At 64.5% G+C, this 24,434-nt stretch carries 19 protein-coding genes and 2 pseudogenes; 8 read left to right on the top strand and 13 right to left on the bottom strand.

Features of this window, described 5'->3' with window-relative positions; all coding sequences use genetic code 11:
• Positions 1–91: 91 nt before the first annotated feature.
• Complete coding sequence (locus J8F10_RS28365) at positions 92–1,285, bottom strand: metallophosphoesterase (protein ID WP_210659742.1); 1,194 nt, start codon at positions 1,283–1,285, stop codon at positions 92–94.
• 159 nt (positions 1,286–1,444) lie between these two features.
• Here J8F10_RS28365 and J8F10_RS28370 point away from each other — a divergent pair, with 159 nt between their 5' ends.
• The 5 genes from J8F10_RS28370 to J8F10_RS28390 all read left to right on the top strand — a co-directional run bounded on the left by J8F10_RS28370 (position 1,445) and on the right by J8F10_RS28390 (position 6,669).
• Positions 1,445–2,131 carry a dioxygenase family protein gene (locus tag J8F10_RS28370; protein WP_210659743.1) on the top strand — a complete coding sequence of 229 codons (687 nt, stop codon included), beginning with the start codon at positions 1,445–1,447 and terminating at the stop codon, positions 2,129–2,131.
• A gap of 47 nt (positions 2,132–2,178) precedes the next feature.
• Positions 2,179–2,913 carry a hypothetical protein gene (locus J8F10_RS28375; protein ID WP_210659745.1) on the top strand — a complete coding sequence of 245 codons (735 nt, stop codon included), beginning with the start codon at positions 2,179–2,181 and terminating at the stop codon, positions 2,911–2,913.
• A 187-nt stretch (positions 2,914–3,100) separates the two neighbouring features.
• Positions 3,101–3,427 (top strand): ATP-dependent Clp protease adaptor ClpS, encoded by a 327-nt coding sequence (locus tag J8F10_RS28380; protein ID WP_210659747.1) that lies wholly within the window; start codon positions 3,101–3,103, stop codon positions 3,425–3,427.
• Positions 3,428–4,844: 1,417 nt separating this feature from the next.
• Positions 4,845–5,441: an RNA polymerase sigma factor gene (locus J8F10_RS28385; RefSeq protein WP_210659749.1), complete on the top strand. Its 597-nt coding sequence runs from the start codon at positions 4,845–4,847 to the stop codon at positions 5,439–5,441.
• A 268-nt stretch (positions 5,442–5,709) separates the two neighbouring features.
• Positions 5,710–6,669, top strand: coding sequence for an LCCL domain-containing protein (locus tag J8F10_RS28390; RefSeq protein WP_210659751.1), 960 nt, complete (start codon positions 5,710–5,712; stop codon positions 6,667–6,669).
• Between the two features lie 202 nt (positions 6,670–6,871).
• Here the strand turns inward: J8F10_RS28390 and J8F10_RS28395 are convergent, their stop codons facing one another.
• The 3 genes from J8F10_RS28395 to J8F10_RS28405 all read right to left on the bottom strand — a co-directional run bounded on the left by J8F10_RS28395 (position 6,872) and on the right by J8F10_RS28405 (position 9,446).
• The gene (locus J8F10_RS28395) at positions 6,872–7,741 is read right to left on the bottom strand and encodes an MBL fold metallo-hydrolase (RefSeq protein WP_210659753.1); all 870 of its coding nucleotides are present in this window, start codon (positions 7,739–7,741) and stop codon (positions 6,872–6,874) included.
• 85 nt (positions 7,742–7,826) lie between these two features.
• Entirely contained in the window at positions 7,827–9,041 is a 1,215-nt protein-coding gene (locus J8F10_RS28400) for a cofactor-independent phosphoglycerate mutase (protein ID WP_210659754.1), read from the bottom strand.
• Between the two features lie 48 nt (positions 9,042–9,089).
• Positions 9,090–9,446, bottom strand: a complete 357-nt coding sequence (locus tag J8F10_RS28405) for a hypothetical protein (protein ID WP_210659757.1) — start codon at positions 9,444–9,446, stop codon at positions 9,090–9,092.
• A 459-nt stretch (positions 9,447–9,905) separates the two neighbouring features.
• Here J8F10_RS28405 and J8F10_RS28410 point away from each other — a divergent pair, with 459 nt between their 5' ends.
• Positions 9,906–10,205 carry a hypothetical protein gene (locus J8F10_RS28410; RefSeq protein WP_210659758.1) on the top strand — a complete coding sequence of 100 codons (300 nt, stop codon included), beginning with the start codon at positions 9,906–9,908 and terminating at the stop codon, positions 10,203–10,205.
• A gap of 189 nt (positions 10,206–10,394) precedes the next feature.
• Positions 10,395–10,634, top strand: a complete 240-nt coding sequence (locus J8F10_RS28415; RefSeq protein WP_210659760.1) for a hypothetical protein — start codon at positions 10,395–10,397, stop codon at positions 10,632–10,634.
• A gap of 75 nt (positions 10,635–10,709) precedes the next feature.
• Here the strand turns inward: J8F10_RS28415 and J8F10_RS28420 are convergent, their stop codons facing one another.
• From J8F10_RS28420 to J8F10_RS28445, 6 genes and pseudogenes are all read right to left on the bottom strand, one after another.
• Positions 10,710–11,936 carry an ABC transporter permease gene (locus J8F10_RS28420; protein ID WP_210659762.1) on the bottom strand — a complete coding sequence of 409 codons (1,227 nt, stop codon included), beginning with the start codon at positions 11,934–11,936 and terminating at the stop codon, positions 10,710–10,712.
• A gap of 31 nt (positions 11,937–11,967) precedes the next feature.
• Complete coding sequence (locus tag J8F10_RS28425) at positions 11,968–12,300, bottom strand: hypothetical protein (protein WP_210659764.1); 333 nt, start codon at positions 12,298–12,300, stop codon at positions 11,968–11,970.
• A gap of 9 nt (positions 12,301–12,309) precedes the next feature.
• Positions 12,310–13,104: pseudogene (locus tag J8F10_RS28430) on the bottom strand (ABC transporter ATP-binding protein); the annotation flags it as partial.
• Positions 13,105–13,391: 287 nt separating this feature from the next.
• Positions 13,392–16,973 (bottom strand): methionine synthase, encoded by a 3,582-nt coding sequence (gene metH, locus J8F10_RS28435; protein ID WP_210659766.1) that lies wholly within the window; start codon positions 16,971–16,973, stop codon positions 13,392–13,394.
• A 1,351-nt stretch (positions 16,974–18,324) separates the two neighbouring features.
• Entirely contained in the window at positions 18,325–18,669 is a 345-nt protein-coding gene (locus J8F10_RS28440) for an ArsR/SmtB family transcription factor (RefSeq protein ID WP_210659767.1), read from the bottom strand.
• 79 nt (positions 18,670–18,748) lie between these two features.
• Entirely contained in the window at positions 18,749–19,723 is a 975-nt protein-coding gene (locus tag J8F10_RS28445; RefSeq protein ID WP_210659768.1) for a WD40 repeat domain-containing protein, read from the bottom strand.
• Between the two features lie 252 nt (positions 19,724–19,975).
• Here J8F10_RS28445 and J8F10_RS28450 point away from each other — a divergent pair, with 252 nt between their 5' ends.
• Positions 19,976–21,139, top strand: a complete 1,164-nt coding sequence (locus J8F10_RS28450; protein WP_210659769.1) for a DUF6985 domain-containing protein — start codon at positions 19,976–19,978, stop codon at positions 21,137–21,139.
• 26 nt (positions 21,140–21,165) lie between these two features.
• Here the strand turns inward: J8F10_RS28450 and J8F10_RS28455 are convergent.
• From J8F10_RS28455 to J8F10_RS28465, 3 genes and pseudogenes are all read right to left on the bottom strand, one after another.
• Positions 21,166–22,001: pseudogene (locus J8F10_RS28455) on the bottom strand (IS5 family transposase).
• 310 nt (positions 22,002–22,311) lie between these two features.
• Positions 22,312–23,550, bottom strand: coding sequence for a BaiN/RdsA family NAD(P)/FAD-dependent oxidoreductase (locus J8F10_RS28460; RefSeq protein ID WP_210659770.1), 1,239 nt, complete (start codon positions 23,548–23,550; stop codon positions 22,312–22,314).
• Between the two features lie 59 nt (positions 23,551–23,609).
• Positions 23,610–23,843, bottom strand: a complete 234-nt coding sequence (locus J8F10_RS28465; protein WP_210659771.1) for a hypothetical protein — start codon at positions 23,841–23,843, stop codon at positions 23,610–23,612.
• Positions 23,844–24,434 lie beyond the last annotated feature (591 nt).

Below are 24,434 nucleotides of genomic sequence, written 5' to 3' on the forward strand. Positions count from 1 at the left end.
GGCCTCCTGTTCGTTGACCGCGCCCCATTGCATTCATTGCGCCTCCCGCTCTCTTGCGGTCGCGGCTCGTTACAAAGCCTCCCGCTGCCCGTTACAAGGCACCTGCGGGAACCAGTGTAATGCGAACCGCCTGCGGGTTGCAGCGGATTCGCAGCGGCTCCTTCCCGCTCACCCCGCGGTTCACGACCATCGCGGTTCCGTTCTCCTCGAACACGCCGTAATCGAAGCGCCGACCGTACACGCTCGGCACGAAGATCGACCCGATCAGCGGAACGCGAATTCCGCCGCCGTGAACGTGTCCGCACAGCATCAGGTTGATGTGGTGCGCGATGCCCCAATAGAAGTTGTCCGGCGTGTGACTGAGGCATAGCCGGAACGTGTCCGTCGGTGCGCCCTTCAGATCCGGTTCCGGTTTAAACCACGGCCCTTCGTGGCCGATCGTCACGCACTTCACCCCGCGAATCGTAACTTCCCGCCAACCGTTGCCGAGTACCGCGTACCCGGCCGCGGCCAGTTCCGCACGCACACGCTCGGGTTCGTGGTAATCGTCGTGGTTACCGAGGATGGCGAACTTCGCCCCGGTCGCGTTCAGCCGCCCGAGCAGCGGGCGAATCCATTCGCGGTGCTCGTCGGTGTCCACGACGTCCCCCGCGAGGCACACCAGGTCGGGGACAGGCCCCGCGGTGAGTTCATCGAAGATGCGGTCGAAGTACGTGCGACTCGGCGTGCCGTGAAAGTGCAGATCGCTGACGAGCAAGATCGTAAGGCCGTCCCACGCGGGCGGCAAATTCGGTAGCGCGAGCGTGAGGTTCGTGAGATCGAACTTGAACACGCAGTTGCCGGGTACGCGAACCGCGTGTCGGTGTTTGCCGTTGCCGACCAACTGCTCGCCGTACTCCGGCCACAAATCGAGCGTGCGCGTCTCTTCGCTCACCACGCACGGGGGCCGGTCCCGCAAGGCCCGCTGGATCGTGATGTACACGAACATCAGCGCGAAGTAACCGCACACGACGACGTACAGGTACGCGCCGGCGTGCAGAACTGCCGACCCGTCCCAGACTTGCGCCGCGTCGTTTTCAGGCGACCCGAAGCTCGCAAGGGGGCGACTTCTCGCGAACGAGATCAGCAGCGGAAACGCGAGGATCGCGACCCCGCTGAGCAACCGCCACCCCTTGCGCAGCCCCTTCGGAAGCGGGTGCCCGTACACATTGTTCAGGACCGCGGTCCAGATGCACGCGTGCCCGATCCACGCCACCACACCGGCAAGTAAGAGCAAAATCAGCATACCCGACATGCTACGGCCGACCGCGAACGGCGTCCGCGCGGACGCGGAGACTCGCGTGTGGTGTGAATTTCGCGTGTACCGTGGTCTCGGCTCGGAAGTGCTCTGCGTTTAACCCGTACCGTTCAACTCCCCCACTCCCAAACCGAGGTCAGTAACGCCATGAGCGGGCCGCTATTCAATCCCAATCGCCGCATGTTTCTCGGCGCGCTCAGTGCGTCCGTGCTCACGTCACCGACACTATTCGCGGAACAGTTGCTCCGCACGCCGCCGCTCACGGAAGGGCCGTTCTACCCGGACAAAATCCCGCTCGACACGGATAACGACCTCATCATCATCGGCAAAAACACCACGCGGGCGGTGGGCGAGATCACGCACCTGACGGGCAAGGTGTTCGACATCAACGGTGCGCCCGTGAAGAACGCGACCGTCGAAATCTGGCAGTGCGACGCGAACGAGGTGTACCTCCACTCGTCCGACAGCACCCCGAAAGCCAAGCAACAAGACAAGAACTTCCAGGGGTTCGGCCGCTGCGCCACCACCGATAAGGGCGAGTACCGGTTCCGCACCATCAAGCCGGTTCCGTACCCCGGTCGGCCCGCGCCGCACATCCACTTCAAGGTGAAGAAGGGGAACCGCGAGTTGCTCACCAGCCAGTTCATGATCCGCGGGCACGCGGGCAACGCGCGCGACGGGGTATTCGGTGGCGTCCGCGACGTCATCGACCGCGAACTGATCCTGGTGGACTTCAAGCCGGTCAAGGACTCGAAAATCGGCGAATTGCAGGCGTACTTCGAGATCGTTCTCGGCGTCACGCCGGACGAGAAGGACATGAACCCGCGGAAGTAACTGCGCGGGCTGAATCGAACCCCATCATATCTATTCGGAGACTCCATATGCGAATGGCAGCAGTGGCATTATTCGTGGGCGGGTTGCTCGCGGTCGTTTCGTTCACCAACGCTCAACCCCCCGGCGGCGGTAAGGGCGGCGGTGGTAAGGGTGGCGGAGGAGGCGAAAAAGGCGGCAAGGGCGGCCCCGGTGGGCCGGGCGGCGGTCGGGCCGTCAGCGCCGAAGAAATGGTGACGCGGTTGATGGCCTTCGACAAGAACAGCGACGGCAAACTCACGAAGGACGAGGTCACGGACGAGCGGTTGAAGCCGCTGTTCGAGCGGGCCGATGCGAACCAGAAGGGCGTTCTCACAAAGGAAGAACTGACCGCGTTCTTCACGAAGGAAATGGCCAATCTCGGTGGCGGCGGCCCCGGCGGTGGTGGCCCGGGAGGATTCGGTGGTGGTCGGCCGGGTGGCCCGGGCGGTGGCGGCCCCGGGGGATTTGGTGGGTTCGGCCCGCCCCCTCTCGGTCAGATCATGCCGGTGTTCCTCCAGGACCAACTGAAGCTGACCGATGCCCAGAAGAAGCAACTCGAAGCCATCCAGAAGGACGTGGACGCGAAGCTCGAAAAGCTCATGACCGAAGAACAGAAGAAAACGTTCAAGGCCATGAAGGAACGCGGTCCCGGTGGCCCGGGTGGTCCCGGCGGATTCCCGGGAGGGCCGGGCGGCCCCGGTGGGTTCCCGGGCGGTCCCGGCGGACCGGGTGGCAACCCTCCGCCCCCGCCGCCGGAACGGTAAAATGCTGAACCCCGCCCTTTTGGGCGGGGTTCGTCTTTGGGTCTGAACTGTTCGGCTTCCGACGGCAGAACACGGGCGCATCACTCTAAATGTGGACAGAGTAATTTGTTTACCCTCTCTTCCCCTCATGTTATGAGCGGGTTATAATCGCTGAGTCTTCCGCTCGCCCCGGTAGAGAGACCGGATTATGGCCACAGCAACCCCACTTCCAGACGTCGCCCCCGACACCGAGGCCAAAACGCGCCGCCAGCCGCCCTACGCGGTCATTCTGCACAACGACGACAAGAACACGATGGAATTCGTCGTGGGCGTGCTACGCAAGGTGTTCGGCTACACCGTCGAGAAGTGCGTGAAGCTCATGCTCGACGCGCACCAGAACGGTAAAGCGGCGGTGTGGATCGGGGCGCTGGAAGTGGCCGAGCTGAAAGCCGATCAGATCCGCTCGTGCGGCTCCGACCCGTTCGTGAAGCAGGGCGGGCACCCGCTCGGCGTGAGCATCGAACCCGCTGCTTGAAGTCGGCACGCTCGGTTCCTCTGGTCCTTTCAAAGCACTTTCTGGCTCACTGAGCGTCGCGAAGAAAAAGGGAAAGAAAATCAAAAAGCGCGCGAACCACCCCTTAGAAGCTCGTGTCCGAGAAGGGTAACCGCACCGGGGGTTCGCCCCGGTGTTCGGTCGTTGGCTCTGAAAATTTGGAAAAATCGGCGAGAGTCGATTGCCAAGCGGATCGCGGCTAGTTACTGTTACTAGTCCGTGGCCGGGCGATCCCGGCTCGCGTCGTTTTTACCGTGTACCCCTAACCTTTATTTCCCTCTAACCGTTCGAGATGACTTCTTAATTCATCCTCTGGCACGGCTCTCAACCGTGTCACAACGTCCGCGGAGGTGTGCGATGGCCCTGAACAACCTGAAGACCCTGACGACGACGACCGCCATTGTGACCAGCGTGAAGCTGATCGCGACGCCGGCCGATCGCCTCGGTCTGGGGTTCGCGGCTGGAGCCTATTCAGCGGACGACCTGTCCCAGGGGCAATTCCCGTTGCCCCACAATCCGGAACCCGAACAGGTCCGGTCACGGCAGGACGAGTCCGCACCGCAGATGCGAAAGCAGACGCGGGCGGGCGCTCCAGACGCCGTGCCCCCGACCGGTCCGGTCGGATGTCATTCCCCTGGTTCCCGTGCCGTCGTCTCGTGGCCGTCCCTATCCGGTGCGAACCGGACAGCGATAGTCACAGATTCCCGGTGGGATCGCTTGACCACAGTAAGCGTCGTCAGAAGCCGAATCAGCCGCGACTGCCAATCGCCTGCTCGGACCTGCGACAAACAAGGCGTACTGAGGAAAGTGACCCCGGCGACGACGGCCGGAAAGTGAGGTGACCACTGGCTTAAACGCACCCCCGATTCGGATTGACCACGAGGGCCGGCCCACCGGCTCAGATGAACAACCGTAGTCGTTGCGCGTTTACGCGATGGTCACAACCAGGACTTTTAACTTCTATCACGCTGGTCCCGGATTGGTGCGAGTGAGACCTCGTCGGGTCGCACGGTGCGCCGGTGTCACGAAGCAGACGAAGGCCGCGCGCCTTCAGTCGCCTCGCGAACATCGCCGTCGCATGTGACAACTCACGAACGGGTCCCCTCAAACCAACCCCTGGGCAAAAGCCGCCGCGGCTTTCCCGGTTCCGGTTCCCGACGATTGTTCGCGCCGATGTCCCTTTCTCAGCAAAGGGGCGCCCGGAGCGGTCGTGGTGCAGCACATCGCTGCGCCGGACCGCAAGGGAAAGGTGCGAGTCGGTGAGCCGCTACCCAGAAGCCGCCCGGACGCGGGAACGAGCCGCCCCCTTCTCTGATCCGAGGAGGGCCGCGTTCCCGAGTCGGTCGCGCGTCGCCAGCGCCGCAAAACACGGGACAAGGATCGGGACAGGAACCCAATCATGAGCTGGACCGAAATCACTGTGTTGGTTGAGAAGGCGAAGACCGGCGACCGCGAGGCTTACGGCGAGTTGGTCACCCGGTTCCAGAGCAGCGTCTACGCGATGGCGCTGGGCCGGGTGCGCGACCCGCTCGAGGCGCAGGAACTGGCCCAGGACGTGTTCGTCCACGCGATGCGGAAGCTGCCGCAACTGCGCGACCCCCGGTGCTTCGCCGGCTGGTTGCGGCGGATCACCGCGCGGATGGCGATCAACCGGCTGACCCGGCGCGGCCCGCTCTTCGGGGCCGACACCGAGGTGCTCGACGCGGTCGAGGCCCGAACCCGGACCGCGGAGGAGCAGTTCGCGGTCGGCGAGGCCGTCGATCAGCTCAAGGAGGGGCTCGCCGAGTTGAAGCCGCTCGATCGGCAGACCCTGGAAGCGTTCTACATCCGGGGCCGGAGCCTGAAGCAGATCGCGCGGGAGTTCGCGGTCCCGACGGGGACCGTGAAGCGGCGGTTGCACGTCGCCCGGTTGCGGTTGAAGGAAGTGCTCGAAGGCATCGACCCGTCGCTGGCGGAGCGGTTCGCGAACGACGGGGCGGAACTGGCCGCCGTGTGAGTTAAGTAAGTGAGTGTGTTCTCGGCGCCCCGGGGTTCGTCCCCGGGGCGTTACGTTTTGGTGCCCCGGGTGCGAAATCGATAAAGGCGCTTTACGGCGCGAAACATTTCGCGGATGATTTTCATCATGAACGAACGCGCGGGTCGGCGAATTGGGGTAGCGTTCACGCTGGGACATTGATTAGCCTATCCCGATAGGATTCCGACCCGCGGGGGAACGGAAACTCCCCTTTTGAGAACGGCTCCCAACTTTTCGGAGGGCGACCCCCATGCCCACGGTTCGCAAGGTTCTCTGGATCGTTCCCGTTGCTTTAGCCGTCGGGCTCTCCGCGGCCCCGATCGTCGGCGGGCCGCAGCCCGCGCAAACGTCCGAGGCGAGCAAGCCGCGCACGGGTACCGACGTCGAAGTGAAGTACATCGACGACAGCGTCATGAAGCTGAAGTTGCTCGACGAGAAGCTCGAACTCGTCACCAAGCACGGCACCCTGCGGATCGCGGTGTCCGAGATCCGGCGCATCGAGTTCGCGACCCGGCTCCCGGCGGCCACCACGGATAAGGCCGCGGCCGCGATCGCCAAGCTGAACCACTCGGACTTCAAGGTGCGCGAGTCCGCCACCGAGGAACTCAAGGAGCTCCGCGACCGGGCGTACCCGTCCCTCGTAAAGGCCCTCAAGCACGAAGACCCGGAGGTCTCGCGCCGGGCCGAAGAGGTCGTGAAGTTCGTTCGCAACAAGGTGCCCGCCGCGAACTTGGAGCATCGCGAGTTCGACGTGATCCACACGGACGATTCCAAGATCGCGGGGAAACTGACGACCGAGTCGCTCCGCGTGGGCACGTTCCAGTTCGGCGAGCAACACCTCAAGCTGACCGACGTGCGCCTGGTTCGCACCGGTCCCGAGCCGACCGAACAACTGGTCAACGCGCAGCCGGCCCCGCCCAGCCTGTTCAACTACGCGAACCAGTTCGGCAAGGAGTTCGTGTTCCGCATTACCGGAGCCCAAGGGCAAGGGCAGGGCGGTGCGATCTGGGGCAGTGGGACCTACACGCTCGATTCAAACCCGCAGATGGCGGTGGTCCACGCGGGGTTCGCGAAGCCGGGTGAAACCGTCGTCGTGAGAGTGCGCATTATCGCGCCGCCCGCGCAGTTCGCTGGAACGACCCAAAACGGCATCACATCGGCCCCGTTCGGTCCGTTCCCGTCGGGCGCGTTCGAGTTCCTCCCGAAGTGAGCCGGACGCGAAGTAGAAGTGTGAGTCCAGGCGGTGGGCCGAGAAATGCGAATCGGCTGCTGCTCACCCGGAGGTGAGCAGCAGCCGATTCGCGTTTCAGCAACTAATCCTGGGAATCGGTCCACCCGCTGGTTGGCCCTCGCGGTTCGCCCGAGACTCTTGGCGAACCGCGAGGGCCAACCAGCGGGTGGGCCTTCCTCTGTCACTTCTTTTCCGGTTTCTTGGGTTCCGGCTTCTTTGGCTCCTCTTTTTTCGGCTCTTCCTTCTTCCAATTCAGGATCACAATTTTCGGCTCGTCCAGTTTGAGGGTCACGGGGATGACGAGTTCGTTCGTCTCGGGCATCTTCTTGATGTCTTCTTTCTTGATCCCGTCGAGAAACTCTTCGGGGCCGGCGAGTTCGTCGTAACCCAGAATGCCGTAGTGCATCGGTAGCGCGTACAGGCGCGGCTTGAGTTGCTTCATCACGTTTTGCGCCTGCTCGCCGTTGATCGTGTAGATGCCGCCCACGGGGACCATCAGCACGTCGATCTTGCCGACCGCCTTCACCTGTTCGGGCGAGAGTTCGTGCCCCAGGTCCCCGAGGTGGCAGATCACGAGGCCGTTCATCTCGATGATCCAGATGCTGTTCTTGCCGCGCTGCATCCCGTTCGTGGTGTCGTGGTAGGTCGCGACGGTGCGCACGCGGATGTTCCCGCGCTTCTCGTCGATCACCTTCCACTCCTGTTTGCCCGGCTTCGATTCGATCACCCCGCGCAGGATGTCGCCTTCCTTGAACTTGTCTTCCCTCTTCTCCTTCTCGACCATGTCGAGGAGCGCGTGGTCGTCGTGCGGGTGGCTGACGAGGATGAACTCGGCGGTGGTCGATTGGCGCCCGAACGCGGGGATCGCGTGCGGGTCGATCGCGATCTGGCGCTTTTCGGCCGATTCGATCTGGAAGAACGACTGCCCGAACCACCGGATCTTGATGGACTGTTCCTTCGACTCTTGCCCCGCGGCGACCGGGGCGGGCGCGCCCGGGAGTAACGAGAACAGGAGGGCGCAACAACCGATCGCGACGAACAGCCGGCTCATGTGTGTCTCCGCGGTAAAGGGTTCTCAGTGGACGACCCGCACTCGGAATTCCTAACTCCCGCCCGGTCTTATTCTTCGCGCGCGTCTACCGCCCCAACCACCACTTCATCAGGTGCCAACCCGGATCGAAACTCAGACCGGTCGTCGCAGCGGTCGGTTCGTCGTACCGCTCGGCCGCGTCCGGGGTGATGCCGGTTCCGCACGCGGCGAACGCGACCGACCCGTAAGCGTGTGCCCGCGTCGCGAGCGTGGTCCGGTGGTCCGGTTCCACCAGAATGCGGTACTCGCCGTAGCGTGGCAGCGCGTCGAGGAGCGGGCCGACGATGTGTTCGTCGATCTGTTCCAGCGCCTTCACCTTCTCGCCGGCCTTGCCCTCGTGCGAGGCCTCGTCCGGGGCCTCGACGTGAACGCACACGAGGTCGAACGCGCCGAGCGCCTCGATCGCGTACCGGCCCTTGTTCGCGTAGTTCGTGTCGAGGTACCCGGTCGCGCCGGGCACATCGATGCGGTGCCAGCCGACGAGCACGCCGACCCCGCGGACGAGGTCCACCGCGGAAATGATCGCCCCGCGCCCGCCGTACACCTGCGCGAACGGCTCCATGCGCGGCGCCTTGCCGTGACCCCACAGCCACACCTGCGTCGCCGGCTTTTTGCCCTCCGCGATGCGCTTCGCGTTCACCGGGTGCGCGGCCAGAATCGGCTTGCTCGCTTCCATGAGCGCGACGAGCATCTCGGCCCCCGGTCCCTGCGGGAGGTAGTCCGCGACCGGCTTGTCAGGGATGTCGTGCGGGGCCTGCGCTTTCGTGCCGTTCAGCGGGGACGCTTCCGCGTTCGAGCGCCAGACGAGGATGTTGCGGTACTGCACGCCGGGGTGGAACTCGAGCGTCCCGCCGCCCATTTCCCGCCCGCCGAGTTCGTGCTGGAGCGCCTTGATGAGCGGCGCGCCGTCCTCGCTCGAGATGTGTCCCGCGGTGAAGTCCCGCATGTGGCCGTCGGGCGTGTACACGAGGTTGCAGCGGATCGCCCAGTCGTTGGGGCCGAGGTGAATGCCCATCGCCGCGGTTTCGAGCGGCGCGCGCCCGGTGTAGAACCGCAGCGGGTCGTACCCGAACAGCGACAGCGTGGCCACGTCCGACGCGGGCGTGAGCGACGGCGGCACGTTGTTCGACAGCCCCACCACGCCGCTCTTCGCGACGCGGTCCATGTTCGGCAGTTTCGCGGCTTGGAGCGGCGTCAGGTTACCGAGTTCCGCGACCGGTTCGTCCGCACAGCCGTCGGGAATGACGATGACGTATTTCATGCTGCTGATTGTACCCGAACGGAAAGGCGCGTCGAGCGCCGCGCGGGATCAGGGCCGGACGAGCAGATCCGGGGCGTACACTTGCCCGCCGACGGCGATGACCAGGCCGGCCGCACCAATTACAGCCGCAACCACCCACGCCACCGGGCCGGTCGTGCGCCGCAGGCCGGAGCCGAAGCCCAAACCGTTTCGCGCGATACCGACGGCCACCCACAGGATCACCCCACCGATCACGACGCAGAACGCACGGGCCGCGAGCCGCCCGTTCGCGCGGTGTTCCTCGGCCTGCCGCGCCAGCTCTTCTTGCCGGCGTGCCTCGGCTTCCCCCATAGGGTCGGCCGACGCGGTGCTGACGAACGCGAGACAAAATGCAAGGGCACAGACACGGGCAAACGTCGGGCTCATTCGCGCCTCCAGGGTTCCCGCATTCTACGATCCGGGTCGAATACCAGTACGTTCCGCGGGGCGCCCTCCGGTGGAACGACATCCGTGTGCTTACCCCGCCGGAAATTGCCCGCTCTTTCTCCACGTTCCCCACACGGTCCGACCCGACTCGAAACCGCGCGAGCGCACAACATTTCCCGCTGATACATTCGACACGTCCACCGGCCCGCGTTAATGTGGCGCTGTCGGATTTCCTCAAGTCGGCAGCACGCCGCACAAACTTCGCTCACGGAATCTCCAAACGATCCTTTGAGATCCGACCGGTGAGCGTTATCCTCAGCGGGTAACCCGCCAATCGGCACTCGCGGCGGGATTCCTCTCCCAGCCCCTCACTGTGTGCCACACCTTCGTGGTGTCGGCTACGCCCGCGCCGGTGCGCCCGGCGCCCCTTTCCTGTCACCCTTTCTGGGGGAAAAACTGATGGCCGTTCTGGAACGCGGTGAACTGCAAGTCGTCGTCCCGGTCGGGTTCCTGTTAGCGGAGCCACAAGAAGTCACCGTCTCGGTGAGCCGCCCCGGTAACGAACCGCTCCCGGTGCGCTTGCGCCTGATCCCGGCGCGCGCGCGCCAGGAAGTCGTCGGAGTTGCTGCACTCGCGGACATCCCGGAACCGGTGTCGATTGCGGCCGCGACGCCGTGCTCGATCCCCTGGCCCACGCGCGCTCGGGTGGCCGAACTCGACGCCGACTTCCCCGAACCGGAGTACGGTGGCGGCGACTGAAACGAACGGGAGATGTATGGGGCGTCCGGTCGCCACGACGATGACCGGACGCAGCCCGTTGGATCACACGCCCGAAGATTGGCTCTCAGTTGTTGAGTCGGCGCTGCTGCGAACTTTCACGTCGCCTTCGCATTAAAATAAATCGCGCCGACCGCCGAAGTACATCACAACTGGTGTGCGGAGGTGGAGATGAGCGTCAACACCTGGATCGGCGTGTTCCTCATCTCTTCGCTGTTCTGGGCGTGGATTCTCTTTTTGGGCGGAGCGAACTGGTTGGAAGGGTCGTGGATCGTGGCCTTCATCGTCGATTTCGGCGCGATGGAGTGGACCGCCGATGGCATCCGACTGTTCGCGCTGCTGATGTGGATTCTGGAAACCATCTGGTTCGTGATCGGGCTACTCGTTCCAGACGTGCGATTTTGGCCGTGATGCCTTGAGACCGCAGCGGGCACTGGGCCTTTCACCCCTTCACCCGCTCGCCCTTTCACCCCTTCGCATTCAAGCTCACTGCCACCCGCGGCGCTTGAACACCCAGCCCGCCGCGAACAGCCACGCGACGGCCAACCCCAGTGCCGCGGCCAAGTGCTTCCAGTGGGCCGTTTGCACCGCGCCGCTGAGGGCCGCGTGCAGGATGCGCGGGCCGTGGAACTCGACCGCGAGGTACGACAGGTACGGGATACCGTTGATCGAACAAATAAGCAGCAGCATCGACACGGACAGCAGGTAGCACATCCCGCCGAGGAACGCGGCCCGCTGCGTCTTCGCCCACGCCGCGATCGTCATGCCGATACCGAGGAACCCGCCACCGACCGCGAACAGTGCCAGCCAGAAGAACAGGCTCGAGAGCACGTCCGGTTTGTACACGGCCGCGAGCGTGGCCGCGAGCCCCAACCCGAACGCGGGGTAGAACACGAACTTTGCTACGAGCAGCTCGGTCGGCGAGGCCGGGGTGAGCGCCTGCGCGAGCAGCACGCCGCGCTCGCGCTCCTCACAGTTGAGCGTCGGGAGCAGGTACACGCACGCGAAGTACAGCGCGAACACCACCATACCGGTCGCGATCGCGGCGCGGAAATCGAGTACCTTCCCGCCCAATCCGCGGCGATCGATCACCAGGTCCGGCACGACCGGCGCCGCGCTCTCGACGCCCTCGTTCTTGCGCACGACTTCGATCTGCTCCTGGAACCGCTTGTGCGCTTCGATCACGAGCCACCGGTCCGAATCGAAGTTCGGTTCCGCCGGGAGCGTCGCGCCCGGCATTTTCGCTGCGGCCTCGGCCGCGAACGCGCGCCGGCACTCCTTCCAGAGCCACTGTTCGTAGGGCGCGAGGGCCGCGGGCTCGCCGTCCGGGTGCCACACGTAAATCTGAACCGCGGGCCGTTTGCCCGGGTCGTGCCGGGACGTGAGCTGGATGGAACCGGTACCGGGGGGCGAATCGAGCAGCGTGCCGATGCGCTCCGGGGGGATCTCGCGGAAGACGACCTGCGCCTTCAGGTCCGGTGGGACGTTCCCCTGCAGGTGCCTGACCAGCGGCGTCGACCGGTCGTAGTCGACGTAACAGTGGTGGACGCCGCCGACCATGCTCGTGCCGGCCGCCGCGGTTTCCCGGGGGGCGAACACGCTCAGGAGCACGGCGGCCGCGACCAGGAGGAACGCGAGCGCGATGCCCCCGCGGTTCGCCAGGTGCCGCGCGAACTCTTTCTTGATGAGCGCCTTCAGGATGTACCAGCGCATAGCGGGGTTCGGGTCCGTTGGGAATCGGTGATTAATTCAACAGGCGCTGCCCGTAGGCGATCCGCGCGACACCTTCTGCGGCCCCGAGTGCGGCAACGAGGGTGAGTACCAGCAGCCCGATCATTCGGTACTCGGAGGGGCCCGCCCAGGCCCACACCGCGTCGAACGAACGGCCCGCGAGCAGAACCCAGCCGCCCATCAGTACGAGCCAGCAGCCCGTCACCAGGGCTTCGGGGTGCAACCCCAAGCCGAACGCGACGGCCAAGTGGTTCAGCACGAAGAGGCCCGCCCCGATACCGAGAAACACTTTCGGGGGCGGTCGATCGGTTCTCTTGCGAACTCCCTTTTTGCCCGCGCCGACCATATCGCGGCCTCAATCGAATGCCAGCCCCGTGAGTTTCAGGAATGTCGCGTGGAAGTCGAACTCGCGGGTGCGGATACTCAGCGCGCGCCCGGCCGTTATCAGTGCCGCGAGGTCGGTGCGGCCCGCAGGGGTGTCCATGTCGAAGACGAACCGCGCGCCGTCGTCGCGGATCACGTCCACCTTGCGCTCGGTGTGCTGCTGTTTCAGCGCGAGTGGCGAATCGAGCGCGACCAGTTTCCCGCGCGCCATAATCCCGACGCGGTCACAGATCTTTTCGACCTCGTCCATGTCGTGCGTGGTCAGGATGATCGTCGCGCCCATCTTCACGCGCTCGCGCAGGATGCGGTGAACGACCTCCGCGGAGTGGATGTCGAGGTTCGCGGTGGGCTCGTCGAGGTAAAGAACTTGCGGCTCGTGGAGCAGCGCGCGGGCGAGGAGCAATTTCTTCCGCATCCCGAGCGAGTACCCGCGCACCTGCAGGTCCGCGGCCTCGTCCAGTTCGACCATCTTCAGCACTTGCGTCACGCGCAACTTCGGCACGTTGTAGAGCTGGCCGAAGAACTCCAAATTGCGCCGGCCGGTGAACTCCTCGAAGTGGTTCTCGCGGTCGGGCACGTAGCCGAATATGGGTTTGATCCGCGCCCACTCGCGCACGACGTCGCGCCCGCCGATGGTGACGCTCCCGCCGCTCGGCTGGCGCTGGCCGATGAGCACGCGGATGGTGGTGGACTTACCGGCCCCGTTCGGCCCGAGCAGCCCGAACAGTTCGCCCCGACGGATGTCGAGGTCGAGCCCGTCGACCGCGGCGAACGCGCCGTACAGCACGCGGAGCCCGGCGATGCGAATCATTGCGTCGGAAAGCAAGAGTGTTCACCGCAGAGGGCGCGAAGGGCGCGGAGAGAATACCGAAGAGAGAATAGAACAGGATTTCGCCCGTGTCTCTCCTCTGTCTTCCAGGGGCGTTGAGTGCGCGGAAACACTACCCGCTCGTTAGCACTCGCGGCTCGCCCAGAGATTCCAGGCGAACCGCGAGTGCTAACGAGCGGGTGGAACTGCGCAGTTTCTCTCCGCGCCCTCTGCGGTAAACACTCTTACTCGTTCGTGTCGCAGCTCGAGTACCGCTCGGTGTTGAAATACTTCGCGTTGGGGTGGTGAACCACAATGGCCGTGGTGCTCTGCTCCGGTTCGAGCTGGAACTGTTCGCTCAGCGTGATCCCCACGCGGGTCGGATCAATGAGCGCGAAGAGCTGCTTCTGGTCCTCGAGGTTCGGGCACGCGGGGTAGCCGAACGAGTACCGGCACCCGCGATAATGCCCCTTGAACAGCTTCTCGACGCGCGGCGAATCGTCCGCACCGATGCCCCACTCCCGGCGCACCTGCTGGTGGAAGTATTCCGCGAGCGCCTCGGCGGATTCGACGCCGAGACCGTGCAGGTAGAGGTAGTCCTGGTACTTGCCCGCCTGGTACCACTCTTGCGCCACCTTCGTCACCTCGCGACCCATCGTCACCGCCGTGAACCCGACGTAATCGACCGCCTTACCGTCGCGCAGCGGTTCGACGTAATCCGACAGGCACAGGAACTCGCCGAAGTCCTGGCGCGGAAAGTCGAAGGTGTTGCGCGGGGTGCGGTGGTCGTCCTCGTACACCGTGAGTTTGGTGCCCGCACTCGCGACCGGGAAGAACCCGTAGGTCACCGCGGGGCGCAGGATGTTCTCGGCCAAACACAGTGCCTTGAGCCGCTCGAACGCGGGGCGCGCCACTTCCGCGATCTGGCGCGCGTGTTCGGCCGGCTTCACGCCGCCCTTCCTGAACCCCCACTGCGTCCCGAACAGTGTGATTTCGTTGATGAACTTGAAAATCTCGTTCATGTCGAAATCGGTGCGACTCCGGGCGCCGAGGAACGGCGGGGGCGGCAGGTCGGGGGCCTTCGGCAGCGACGGCGAGCGCGCCGGGAGGTCGGTCCGCGGCGCACGCGGCTTGGGTCGGGGGGCGGCGTCGACGGTCGTGCTTCCACCGATCTCGCGCCCCGGGCGTTTCTCCTCGGACTTCGCGATCGCGCGGCTCGCGCGGCCGATGTCGTACTTCTTGCGGCGCGCGAGCTCGTCCATCACGTGCAGCCCCTCGAACGCATCCGCACCGTAGAACACTTCGCCCTTGTAGATCGCGCGCAGGTCGTGCTCCACGTACCGGCGGTTGAGGGCCGCGCCGCCGAGGATCACGGGCGGGGCCAGCCCGCGCTCGTTCAGCGTGACGAGGTCCTCTTTCATGATGACGGTGGATTTCACGAGCAGCCCGCTCATGCCGATGGCGTCCGCCTTGTGGTCCTTGAACGCCGCGATCATCGCGTCCACGGGCTGCTTGATGCCGAGGTTGTAGACCTTGTATCCGTTGTTCGTGAGGATGATGTCCACGAGGTTCTTGCCGATGTCGTGAACGTCCCCCTTCACGGTCGCGAGGACGATCTTGCCCTTCTCCGCGCCCTCCACTTTCACCATGAACTGTTCGAGGTGCGCGACGGACGTCTTCATCACCTCCGCGCTCTGCAGCACAAACGGCAATTGCATCTGCCCGCTGCCGAACAGTTCGCCGACCACCTTCATCCCGTCGAGCAGGATGTTGTTGATGATGTCGATGGGCGAATACTTCTCGCGCGCGGCCTCGAGGTCCGCGAGCAGCGACTCCCGGCGCCCCTGAATGATCGCCTGGCGCAGGCGCTCTTCGATCGTATCGCCGAGCGACTGGCCCTTCTTGCTCTCGGCCTTCTTGTCCGCGTAGTGCGCGATGAGCATTTGCAGCGGGTCTTCGACGCAGTTGCCCGCAGAATCGAACACCCGCTCGTCGAACAGCAACCGGCGGCACAGTTCGCGCCCCGTATCGTCGATGCTCGCCAGCGGCATGATCTTGGCCGCGTGCAAAATCGCGGAATCGAGGCCGTACTGGAGCGCGTAGTGCAGGTACATGCTGTTGAGCACCTGCCGCGTGTACGGCGCGAGCCCGAACGAGCAGTTCGAGAGCCCGAGGTGCGTGAGCGCGCCGGGCAGGTTCTGCTTGATGAGCCGCAGCGCCTCGAACGTCGCGATGGCGCTCTTGCGGGTCTGCTCCTGACCGGTGGACAGCGGGAACACGAGCGTGTCGAACATCAGGTCCGACGGCGGGATGCCGTACTCGTGGACCACGATGTCGTAGATGCGCTTCGCGACCTCGAACTTCCACTCGGCAGTGTCGGCTTGACCCTTTTCGTCGATGGTCAGCGCGACGAGTGACGCCCCGTACTTCTTCGCCAGGATCGTCTTCGGGTCGAGCGTCTTGCGCCCGTCCTCGAGGTTGATGCTGTTGATGAGCGCCTTACCGCTACACAACTTCAACCCGGCTTCGATCACCGGCACTTCCGTGCTGTCGAGCATGATCGGCTTCGTCAGCACCTCGTTGTAGCGCTTGATGACCTCCTTCATGTCGCGCACGCCGTCGCGCCCGACGTAGTCCACGCACACGTCGAGGATGTGAACGCCCTCGCGCTCCTGCTCCTTCGCCATCTCCACGAGGCCGTGCCAGTCGTCCTTTTCGAGCAACTGCTTGAACTTCCGGGAGCCGTTGGTGTTCGTCCGCTCGCCGACGAGCAGCGGGCGCTGGTCGACCAGCAGCTCCTGCGCGCTCTGGAGGCTGGACACGGCCGGGATGTAGACCGGCGTGCGCTTCGCGGGCTTCTTCCCGGCAACGCGTTGCGCGATCGCACTAATGTGCCCGTGCGCGTTGCCACAACAGCCACCGACGATGTTCACACCGAACTCGGTGACGAACCGATCAACCCAGTCGGCCATGACTTCCGGGGTCATCGGAAAGTACGTCTCATCGCCGCGGGTCTCGGGCAGTCCGGCGTTCGGCAGCACGCTGAGCAACCGGTCGCAGTGCCGGCTTAGGTGCTTGATGCCGTCGGCCATCAGGTCCGGACCGACCCCGCAGTTCATCCCGATCACGTCGATCTCGTCGATCGGCTCCAGGGCCACGAGCGCGCCGGGGATATCGGTCCCCGGCAGCATCTTTTGCCGCGCGTCGATGATCGTGAGCTGCACCATCAGCGGGAGCCGCACGCCGGCGCGCTTCATTTCTTCAATGGCGGCGATCGCGACGCACTTCGCCTGGAGCGGATCGAAGCACGTTTCGACGAGGAGGGCGTCCACCCGCTCCTCGAGCATCACGCGGATCTGTGGGCGGTAGGCGTCGGCGAGGGTGTCGAAGTCCGCGTAAATCGCGGGGTCGGTGAGCGACGGCATCTTGGTGCCCGGCCCGATCGAGCCGATCACGAACCGCGGCCGGTCCGGGGTCGCGAACTCCGCCGCGACCTGCTTCGCGATGCGGATGTTCAGCCGGTTGATCTCGGCGAGTTTGTCGCCCATGCCGAAATCGTCGAGCACGATCTGCGAGGCGTTGAACGTGTTCGTCTCGACCCCGTCGCACCCGGCCGCGAAGAACCCGCGGTGGATCTCGGCGATCCACTCGGGCCGCGTGTACACGAGCGCGTCGGACAGGTTCAGCAGCGACTTACCGTTGGGCGCGTGCCCCCAGTCCTCGTCCGTCGGCTTGTACTTGTGGAGGCTGGTCCCCATTCCACCGTCGAGGATCACGACGCGCTCGCGGGCGGCATTAAGGAACGGGTGGTCGAGAGGTGCGGGCATGCTGGGTCCGTTATGAGCGCAATGGGGCTTTAATAGTTGTACCGAAAGTGCCGGTGCGCCTTAACTGGAATATGCAACGGATTCGAGCGATGTGAAATAGTAGCGGCCGACCCGCTCCGTCCGTGGGCGGGTCGGCCGCAGCCTGCCGTGGCGTCCGTGCCACAGGCCACACAGCCGGGTTGTGGTTCGCAGCGGCTCTTCGCAGCGGGACAGAGGAAGCGTTTCTGTCCCGGGCGTCTTCCGTGACACCGTTCCCGGCGCATTCCCTGCGGCGGGTGCAAAAGAGCCACGAACCGGCCCGGTGCCGTGTTTCGTAACGACGTGGTCCCTACGGCTCTCTCGGAGCCGCTGAGTCGGGGAGCGTCGCGTGTGTGGTGCTAATCACCGCCGCGAGTTGGCGGAAGGTTCGACTTCGGAGAACGCGGCACACGCGATCCAATTGAGGCGTGCCGTGAACCCGCTCCCGCCGTTACCGGGCGGAAAGTCCGGGACTGGTTCTCCGACGCGGGAGCTGCGACTTGGACAGGAGAGTTATTCGGGTCATCCCGATTCCTCGCGTCGTTTGCGTCTCAGTCATGGGGGGAACGATACCCATTGCGCCGGCTGTGTCAACGGGTAAGCCATTGCCAACGCGGTGTCAGTGAGTAATCGCCCGAACCCACGCTATGCAAACGACTTTGGGCGGGCCCACTTGCGCGGTGCGTGTGAGTCAAGTGCCGAGTCACGCGGTGTAACGCAAAAGAAACGCGCTCGCTGCCCGGATCGCAATCCGTTGCAGCAGCGCGAGTTGGGTGAGTAAGTGGGTGCGCGTGAAGCGGGCGCGAAGAAAAAATCGGATGTGCGGAAAAAGAAAGTGCCTCCACCTGTGCCGTGTGTGCCGCCAGTTGGGAACCCGCTAATTGAGTAGGGCGCCTCGCCCGAGTGTTTCGGATCCCACTACAGTCCCGACGACGAGCGCCGGGGATGGGCTTGCGAGCGGCTCGAGCATTAAAATAAAGGCTCCCAAGCAGGTTAGTGTAGGTTCGCCAATATGGAGCGCGACACATCACGAACACCGCAGAGGCGAGATCATATTACCCGCCCCGGGCGCGCCGAGCAAACCAAGTGTCTTGTGTGGGACATCGAGTGGAAAAGAAGGGTGCTGCGGATCAACGCGGATAACACGGATCAGAACGAAACAAGAGGAGTAATCCCTACAAAAACGCGCAAAAGGCACAAAAGTAGAACCGAAATCAATTCCAATTTCTCACACCCACTCTTGTGCTTTTCTGCCCGGTGTTTGTTGTCTTGATTCGTGTTATCGGCGTTGATCCGCGGCTCTTCATTCGTGCTTTTTCTGCTTCTGCCACGCTCACTCTTTCACTTCGTCTCGACAGTTCGGCATCTCGATGCGGCAGCAACCGAGGTTCAGCGCGTCCTTCGGGATGCCGGCGTTCACCGCATCTTCGAGTACGCCGGGGCGCAGCGAATACAGCACGAACCGGCCCTGTTTCTTCCCGCGAATCAGTCCCGCGTTGCGCAGCACGCCCAGGTGGTGAGAAACGTTCACCACGTTTTTCAGTTTGAGCATGTCTGCGATCGCGGTCACGTTCTGCGGGCCGTCGGCCAGGAAGCGGACGATCTTCAGCCGCTCGGGCGCGGCGAGCGCGGAGAGCAGTCGCGCACAGCGCTGTGGTTCGAGTGGGTCTTTGGCCACGAGCGGCACACCTCCGGCGGGGCGAGAAACACACACCGGATTTTACCATCATTTATGCGTGTCGGCGAAGGTCAGCCCGTTATCGCTTTTCGGCCACGCGAAACAGCTCCACCGTACCGTCGGCCGTGCCCTTCGCCATGTACCGGCCGTCCGGGGTGAAGGCGACGCGCGTCGCGGGGCGCCCGGACACTTCCCACTCGCGGAACTGTGTGCCCGATCCGAAGCTCCAGTTGCGCACGCGGAGGTCGTCGCCGACGCTGACGATGGTGTCCGCACCGGGCGCGATCAACAGCGCGCGAACGGCTCCCGTGTGCCCCCTCAGTTCGGCCCGAACGCTCGGCTTGATCGCGGTCAGATCCCAGAGCCGAATCGCCCCGTCCTGGCTCGCGGTCGCCAGTGTTTTGCCATCGGGCGCGTACGCCAGGGCGTTCACTTCGCCCCCGTGAGACAACACGGCGCGTTCCGTGGAGCGGATTCGGCCCAGGGTCCACAGCCGGACGGTCGCGTCGCGTGCCGCGGTCGCCGCCCCCGACCCGTCCGGGCTGAACGCGACCGCCCGAACGGGCTGCGTGTGCCCCAACAGGAGCGCTCGGGCCTCGCCGTTGGTGCCGCGTGCGGATTCCCAAATGCGCAGGGTCCGGTCTTCGCCGGCCCCGGCAACGTGCTTACCGTCGGCCGAGAAACTCAGTGCGTCAATCGCCCCGCGCGCGCCGCGGAGGGTGCCGGCCTCTTGGGGCTTCGAGTCGGACACGTCGTAGAGCCAAATGAAGCCGTTCAGTGCCCCGGACCCGACCGCGATCGTGCGACTGTTCGGCGCGAACGCGAGCGCATGGAGTCGGTCGCCGGATTGCCGTAAGACGGATCGTTCGCTGGGTTTACTGCTCGCAATGTCCCAGATGCGGGCCGTCGCGTCGCTGCTCGTGGAGGCGAGCAAACACCGGTCGGGCGAGAACGCGAGGGAAATGATTTCGGCCGTGTGCCCCTTCAGGCTCGCGATCAGCTTGGCGGGGATGGAGATTAGCGCCATTTTGTTGGCTAAGGCTTGTGCGTCCACAGTAATTGCTCCTCGCGCCGGTCCCGATTCGGTCCCGAATTCAACAGGGGAACTCTAATACACAACCCGCGGGCGCGCGGGTCGAGCCGGGCCAAAACCTCACCCGGTGTTCCCGTCCGGCCGGAGGGCACGATACGGCTCGAAAGTGATACTCTGATACGTGAGGACTTGGGGCCAAAATCCCGAAAGAAGCCGTCGGGGTGGTACCGGTTTCTGAGCAGTCACCATGAGCCCGCTGCGAACGGAGTTCCCATGACGCACGATGTGTTCGGCAAGTTGCGGTTCCGAGATGCCGACGAGTCGTGGGCCGGGTCCGCTGCGCTCCCGCGGTTCGCGACCGTGGGCGCGATGCCGGAACCGGCGCCGATGACCGAGGAAGAGGCCGTGCGGATGGCGGCCGACATGAACGCGGCCCTGGAAGACATCAAGGCCCAGATGCGAGAGCGGTTCGGCGATCAGGTCGATAAGGCGTTCGCGGAGATCGATCGCGAGGCCGAAGAAGCCGAACTGGAGGCCGGCGAAGACGCGGACCCGAAGGACGAGGAGCGCGAACAGCGGCGCGCGGCCCGGCGCGAAAAACGCGCGGCGCTCCTGGCGAAAGGGCGGTTCCCGGTCCGCATCGCCGGGCCGAGCGGGATCGAGCCGTCGCCGAAACAGGAGGCCGCGTTCAAGTTCCTTCTGGAGAACGAATCGGCCGTTTTCGATGCCGTGTGCGAGCAGGTGTGGGAATCGTTCCGCAGCGCGTTCGAGCAGGAGCACTGGCGGCAGATCGCGGGCGTAAAGCCGGCCGCGACCGCCGCGGAGTTGCAGGGCCGGTTCGCGGTCACGCGCCTCGACATCGCGTATGAGGCCCGCGGCGGGTTCGCGCACCTCGCGTTCCTGATCGAATCCGACTGGCAGGACGAGCACGGTCTCGTGGTCGTTTACTCGCCGGACGAGCGCGCCGCACACTGGACCTCGTGGGAGGGGCTGTACGACCTGCTCGAATCGGACGAACCCGAGGGGGAGGCGGAGGAGTTCATTCCGACCCCGCACGACCTGTTGCTCGAAGCGATCCTCACGGGGGACGAACCGCGGGCGCGGGAACTCGAAGCCGCGGGCGCGAAGATCAACGAACTGGGGCCGGACGAGTACCCGCCGCTGTGGATCTCGGTGGATCAGATCGAGGTCGAGGAGGTGCGCCGACTGCTAGCACACGGGGCCGACCCGACCCTCTCCAACCCGGACGAGCGGAGCACCCCGCTGCGGCACGCGAAGCGGATGTACCGTGACATGGGATTCGCCCCGTCGAAGAAACCGGACCAACTGCTGGGGGACGTACTCGCGATGATGCGCGAGGCCGCCGGCGACAAGTTCCACGACATCAAGGTTCGGCTGGAAGAAATCATCCACCTGCTCGAAACCGCTCAGATTTGAGCGACGCGGTCGTAAGTTGTAAGAGCCTATCCCAAAACCCCGGCGCCCTGGTGGGTGATCCCGGCGCAGGCGAAGTGGAGGAAGGCCTTGTAGTTCGGAACCTTCTTCTCCCAGCGGATCAACAACCGCCGGAACCGATTCATCCAGCTATGCGTCCGCTCGACCACCCACCGCCGCGCCCGGTATCCGGGAACCTTCGCCCGCACGACGGGTTCGGCTCCCTTGGCCTTCTTGACCGGGATGTGGGCCGTGTACCCCCACGCGGCGACCAACGCCCGGACCGACGGGTAGTCGTATCCCTTGTCCGCGCACAGGTGCTGCGGCTTCTTCTTCGTCGGCTCGGGGCGCTCGGCGGCGATACCCTCCAGGGTCGCCCCGACCAGTCTCATGTCGGGCCGGTTGGCCCCGGCCACCTCCAGACCCACCGGAACCCCACGGCCGTCGGTCAGGACCGACCGCTTGGTGCCGATCTTGGCCCGATCCGTGGGGTTCTTGCCCGTCTTTTTCCCCCGAGGGGAGCCTTCGTCATGCTCCCGTCGAGGCTCTGCCACTCCCAGTCGATGCCCATCTCATCGTCGTACTCGCGCAGGGCGTCCTGCCACAGTTTGCGGAACACGCCCCGCTTCTGCCAACGCCGGAAGTACCGGTGCAGGCTGCCCGGAGCCGAACTCGGGCGGGGCCGCCTTCCACTGGCACCCGGTCCGCAGGACGTAGAAAATGCCGTCGAGAACCTGTCGTTGGGGTAACGGCGGGCGCCCGCCCTGCGAGATCGCCGGACCTTGGGAAGCAACGGCTCGACCCGCTCCCACAGGGCGTCCGGAATGCGAAACGCTTCAACGACCGTGTGCCGTGTGGCGGCCATGTCGATCCTCCCCAACGGGCGAATCGGTGGGCACTTACATTCTATCCCGCGAGGTTCTGGGATAGGCTCTAAGGTCGCAGGTCGTCAGGTCAAAAACATCTGGGGTTCGCGGGAGTCCGCCAGGGGTTGCGCGTTGCTCCACCCCTGGCTACGCGCCTACGCCCCTTACGGGGCTACACTTGGTACGGGGATGACCGATCGCTGCTGTTGCGGACTGACGCTTTTGCCCGTGGCCCAGAGCTCTGGCCTGGAGAGACGCTCCGACCTTACGATTTGTGACTTTACGACCTTACGACTTGTGACTTTCGACTTATAACTGCTTGCCCGCGAGCCAGCCGGTGCTCCACGCGGACTGGAAGTTGTATCCGCCGATCCAGCCGTCGAGGTCGAGCACTTCGCCCGCGAAGTACAGTCCCGGCCGGTGCTTGCTCTGCATCGTGCGCGAATCGACTTCGTCGAGGTTCACGCCCCCGGCGGTGACTTCGGCCTTCTCGAATCCGAGCGTCCCGCGGAGTGGTAGCCGGAGACGCTTCACTGCGGCCACGAGCGCGAGCCGGTCCGGTCTCGCGAGTGCTGCGGCCTTTCGATCGACCGCCATCCCGCATAGCACGAGCAACTGATCCGCCAGGCGCCGCGGTAGCTTCTCCGAAAGCACCACCGCGAGCTGCTTCTTGCCCGAAGCGAGCGATTCCGCACGCAAGAACTCGTCGAACACTTGCTCCGGCTCGTGCGGTAGGAAGTCCGCTTCGAGGGTGAGGGACGACGGCTTCGCGTGCCCGCTCACGGCGCGGCTCACGTCGAGCGGGGCGGGGCCGGTCAGTCCGAAGTGCGCGAACAGCATCGATCCGCGCCGCTGAGTGAGCGCTTTTCCCTGTTCGGGCACCACTTTCAGGTTCACGTCGGGAAGCGTAATCCCGCGCAGTTCACTGACCCACGTCGGTTGCACAGTGAGCGGTACGAGCGCCGGGCTTGTGGGAACGATCGTGTGGCCGAATTTCATTGCGAGCGCGTAGCCGTCGCCGGTGGTGCCGCACCCCGGGTACGACTTCCCGCCTGTGGTGAGGAGCACGCGGTCCGCGGTGAGCGTGCGTGTCGGCGTGGAGACACGGAACCCGCCCTCGGGCTGCAGGTCCACGTCCTTCACGGGTTCCGTGAGCGCGAGCGTCGCCCCGCTCCGGGCGAGGCGCTTCATCAGCACATCGAGCACATCAACCGCGCGATCGCTGACCGGGAACACCTTCCCCGTGTCTTCCACCTTCGTCGCAAGGCCCTCGCCATTAAAGAACGCGACCGTCTCTTTCGGTCCGAGCCCGGCAAGCGCGGAATGCAGGAACTTCCCGTTCGCGCCGAACGCATGAACGATGCCGCGGGTGTCGCAGTCGTGCGTAATGTTGCACCGCGTTCCGCCGGACATGAGGATCTTCACGCCGGGCTTCTTGCCCTTCTCCAGAAGGAGCACCTTGCGCCCGCGCTCGGCCGCATGAATGGCCGCGAACAACCCGGCGGCTCCGGCACCCACGATAATTGCGTCGTAGTCGAATGAAGACATGAGGCGATTGTATCGCTCGGCGCTAGGTGGTTCTGGGACCACGGCGGTTCATAACGGGTTCAGACGAGTACGGGCGAGAGTGCGCCGGATTCGGGGGCGGGGGTTGATTCACGCAGTGGGAGAGGTGGGACGCCCATCAATGCGTTCGCCGGGGGCGAAATGTATTGGCACTCACCCTGTTCGAGCAGCCCGTCGCAGCAGTGCAGCTCGCCGATGCCAGCGCACTCGGGGCACGGCATCCACGATCCGCTCAGCAGAACCACGTGTTTGCCGTAGCAGCGCGGGCAGAGCATAAGTTCCCTCCTGAACGAATGAGCGGGTTGGGAGGAAAAGTTGTACCATGCTGCCAGGAGTGTTCGCAAGGACAGTAGGAGAGGAAAGAGCATCTACCCCAGTCTGCCACCTGCTCGATGGGGCAATTCAGAGAATCTGGTCCACGCGCGATACTTCAGAATATGTCGTGAAAAAATGGATATTGTGGATATACGTGCATTAAGCGATGCGGTAACATTGAGGTAGTGAGAGGCGAGCCCGGTTTCGGTTACCTTAAACGAGGGGCGGGCGGGGCAACAGGTGTTTGCAGTCCCCAGCTAACGAGCCACGACCGCAAGGGAGCGGGCGGGGCAGCAGGTGTTCGCGGTTTCGGTTCAGCACAATGGGGAGTCGCTGGCGCCGTTCCCTTGCGGTCGCGGCTCGTTTGACGCGCTACAATGACCGCAAAAACGAGGCTGATTTGCCTGAAATGTTAGCCAATGTTAGCAATTGGAGCGGCTCAATGCGGACATCGAAATTGCCCAAGTTCTGGAAGTGTAATTGGTTAGCGTGATTCCAACGAGTCCAGCACCTTCCAGGGTCGAAAATGTTAGCAATTGTTAGCGTGGAGT

The sequence above is a fragment of the Gemmata palustris genome, assembly GCF_017939745.1.
Taxonomy (GTDB): Bacteria; Planctomycetota; Planctomycetia; order Gemmatales; family Gemmataceae; genus Gemmata; species Gemmata palustris.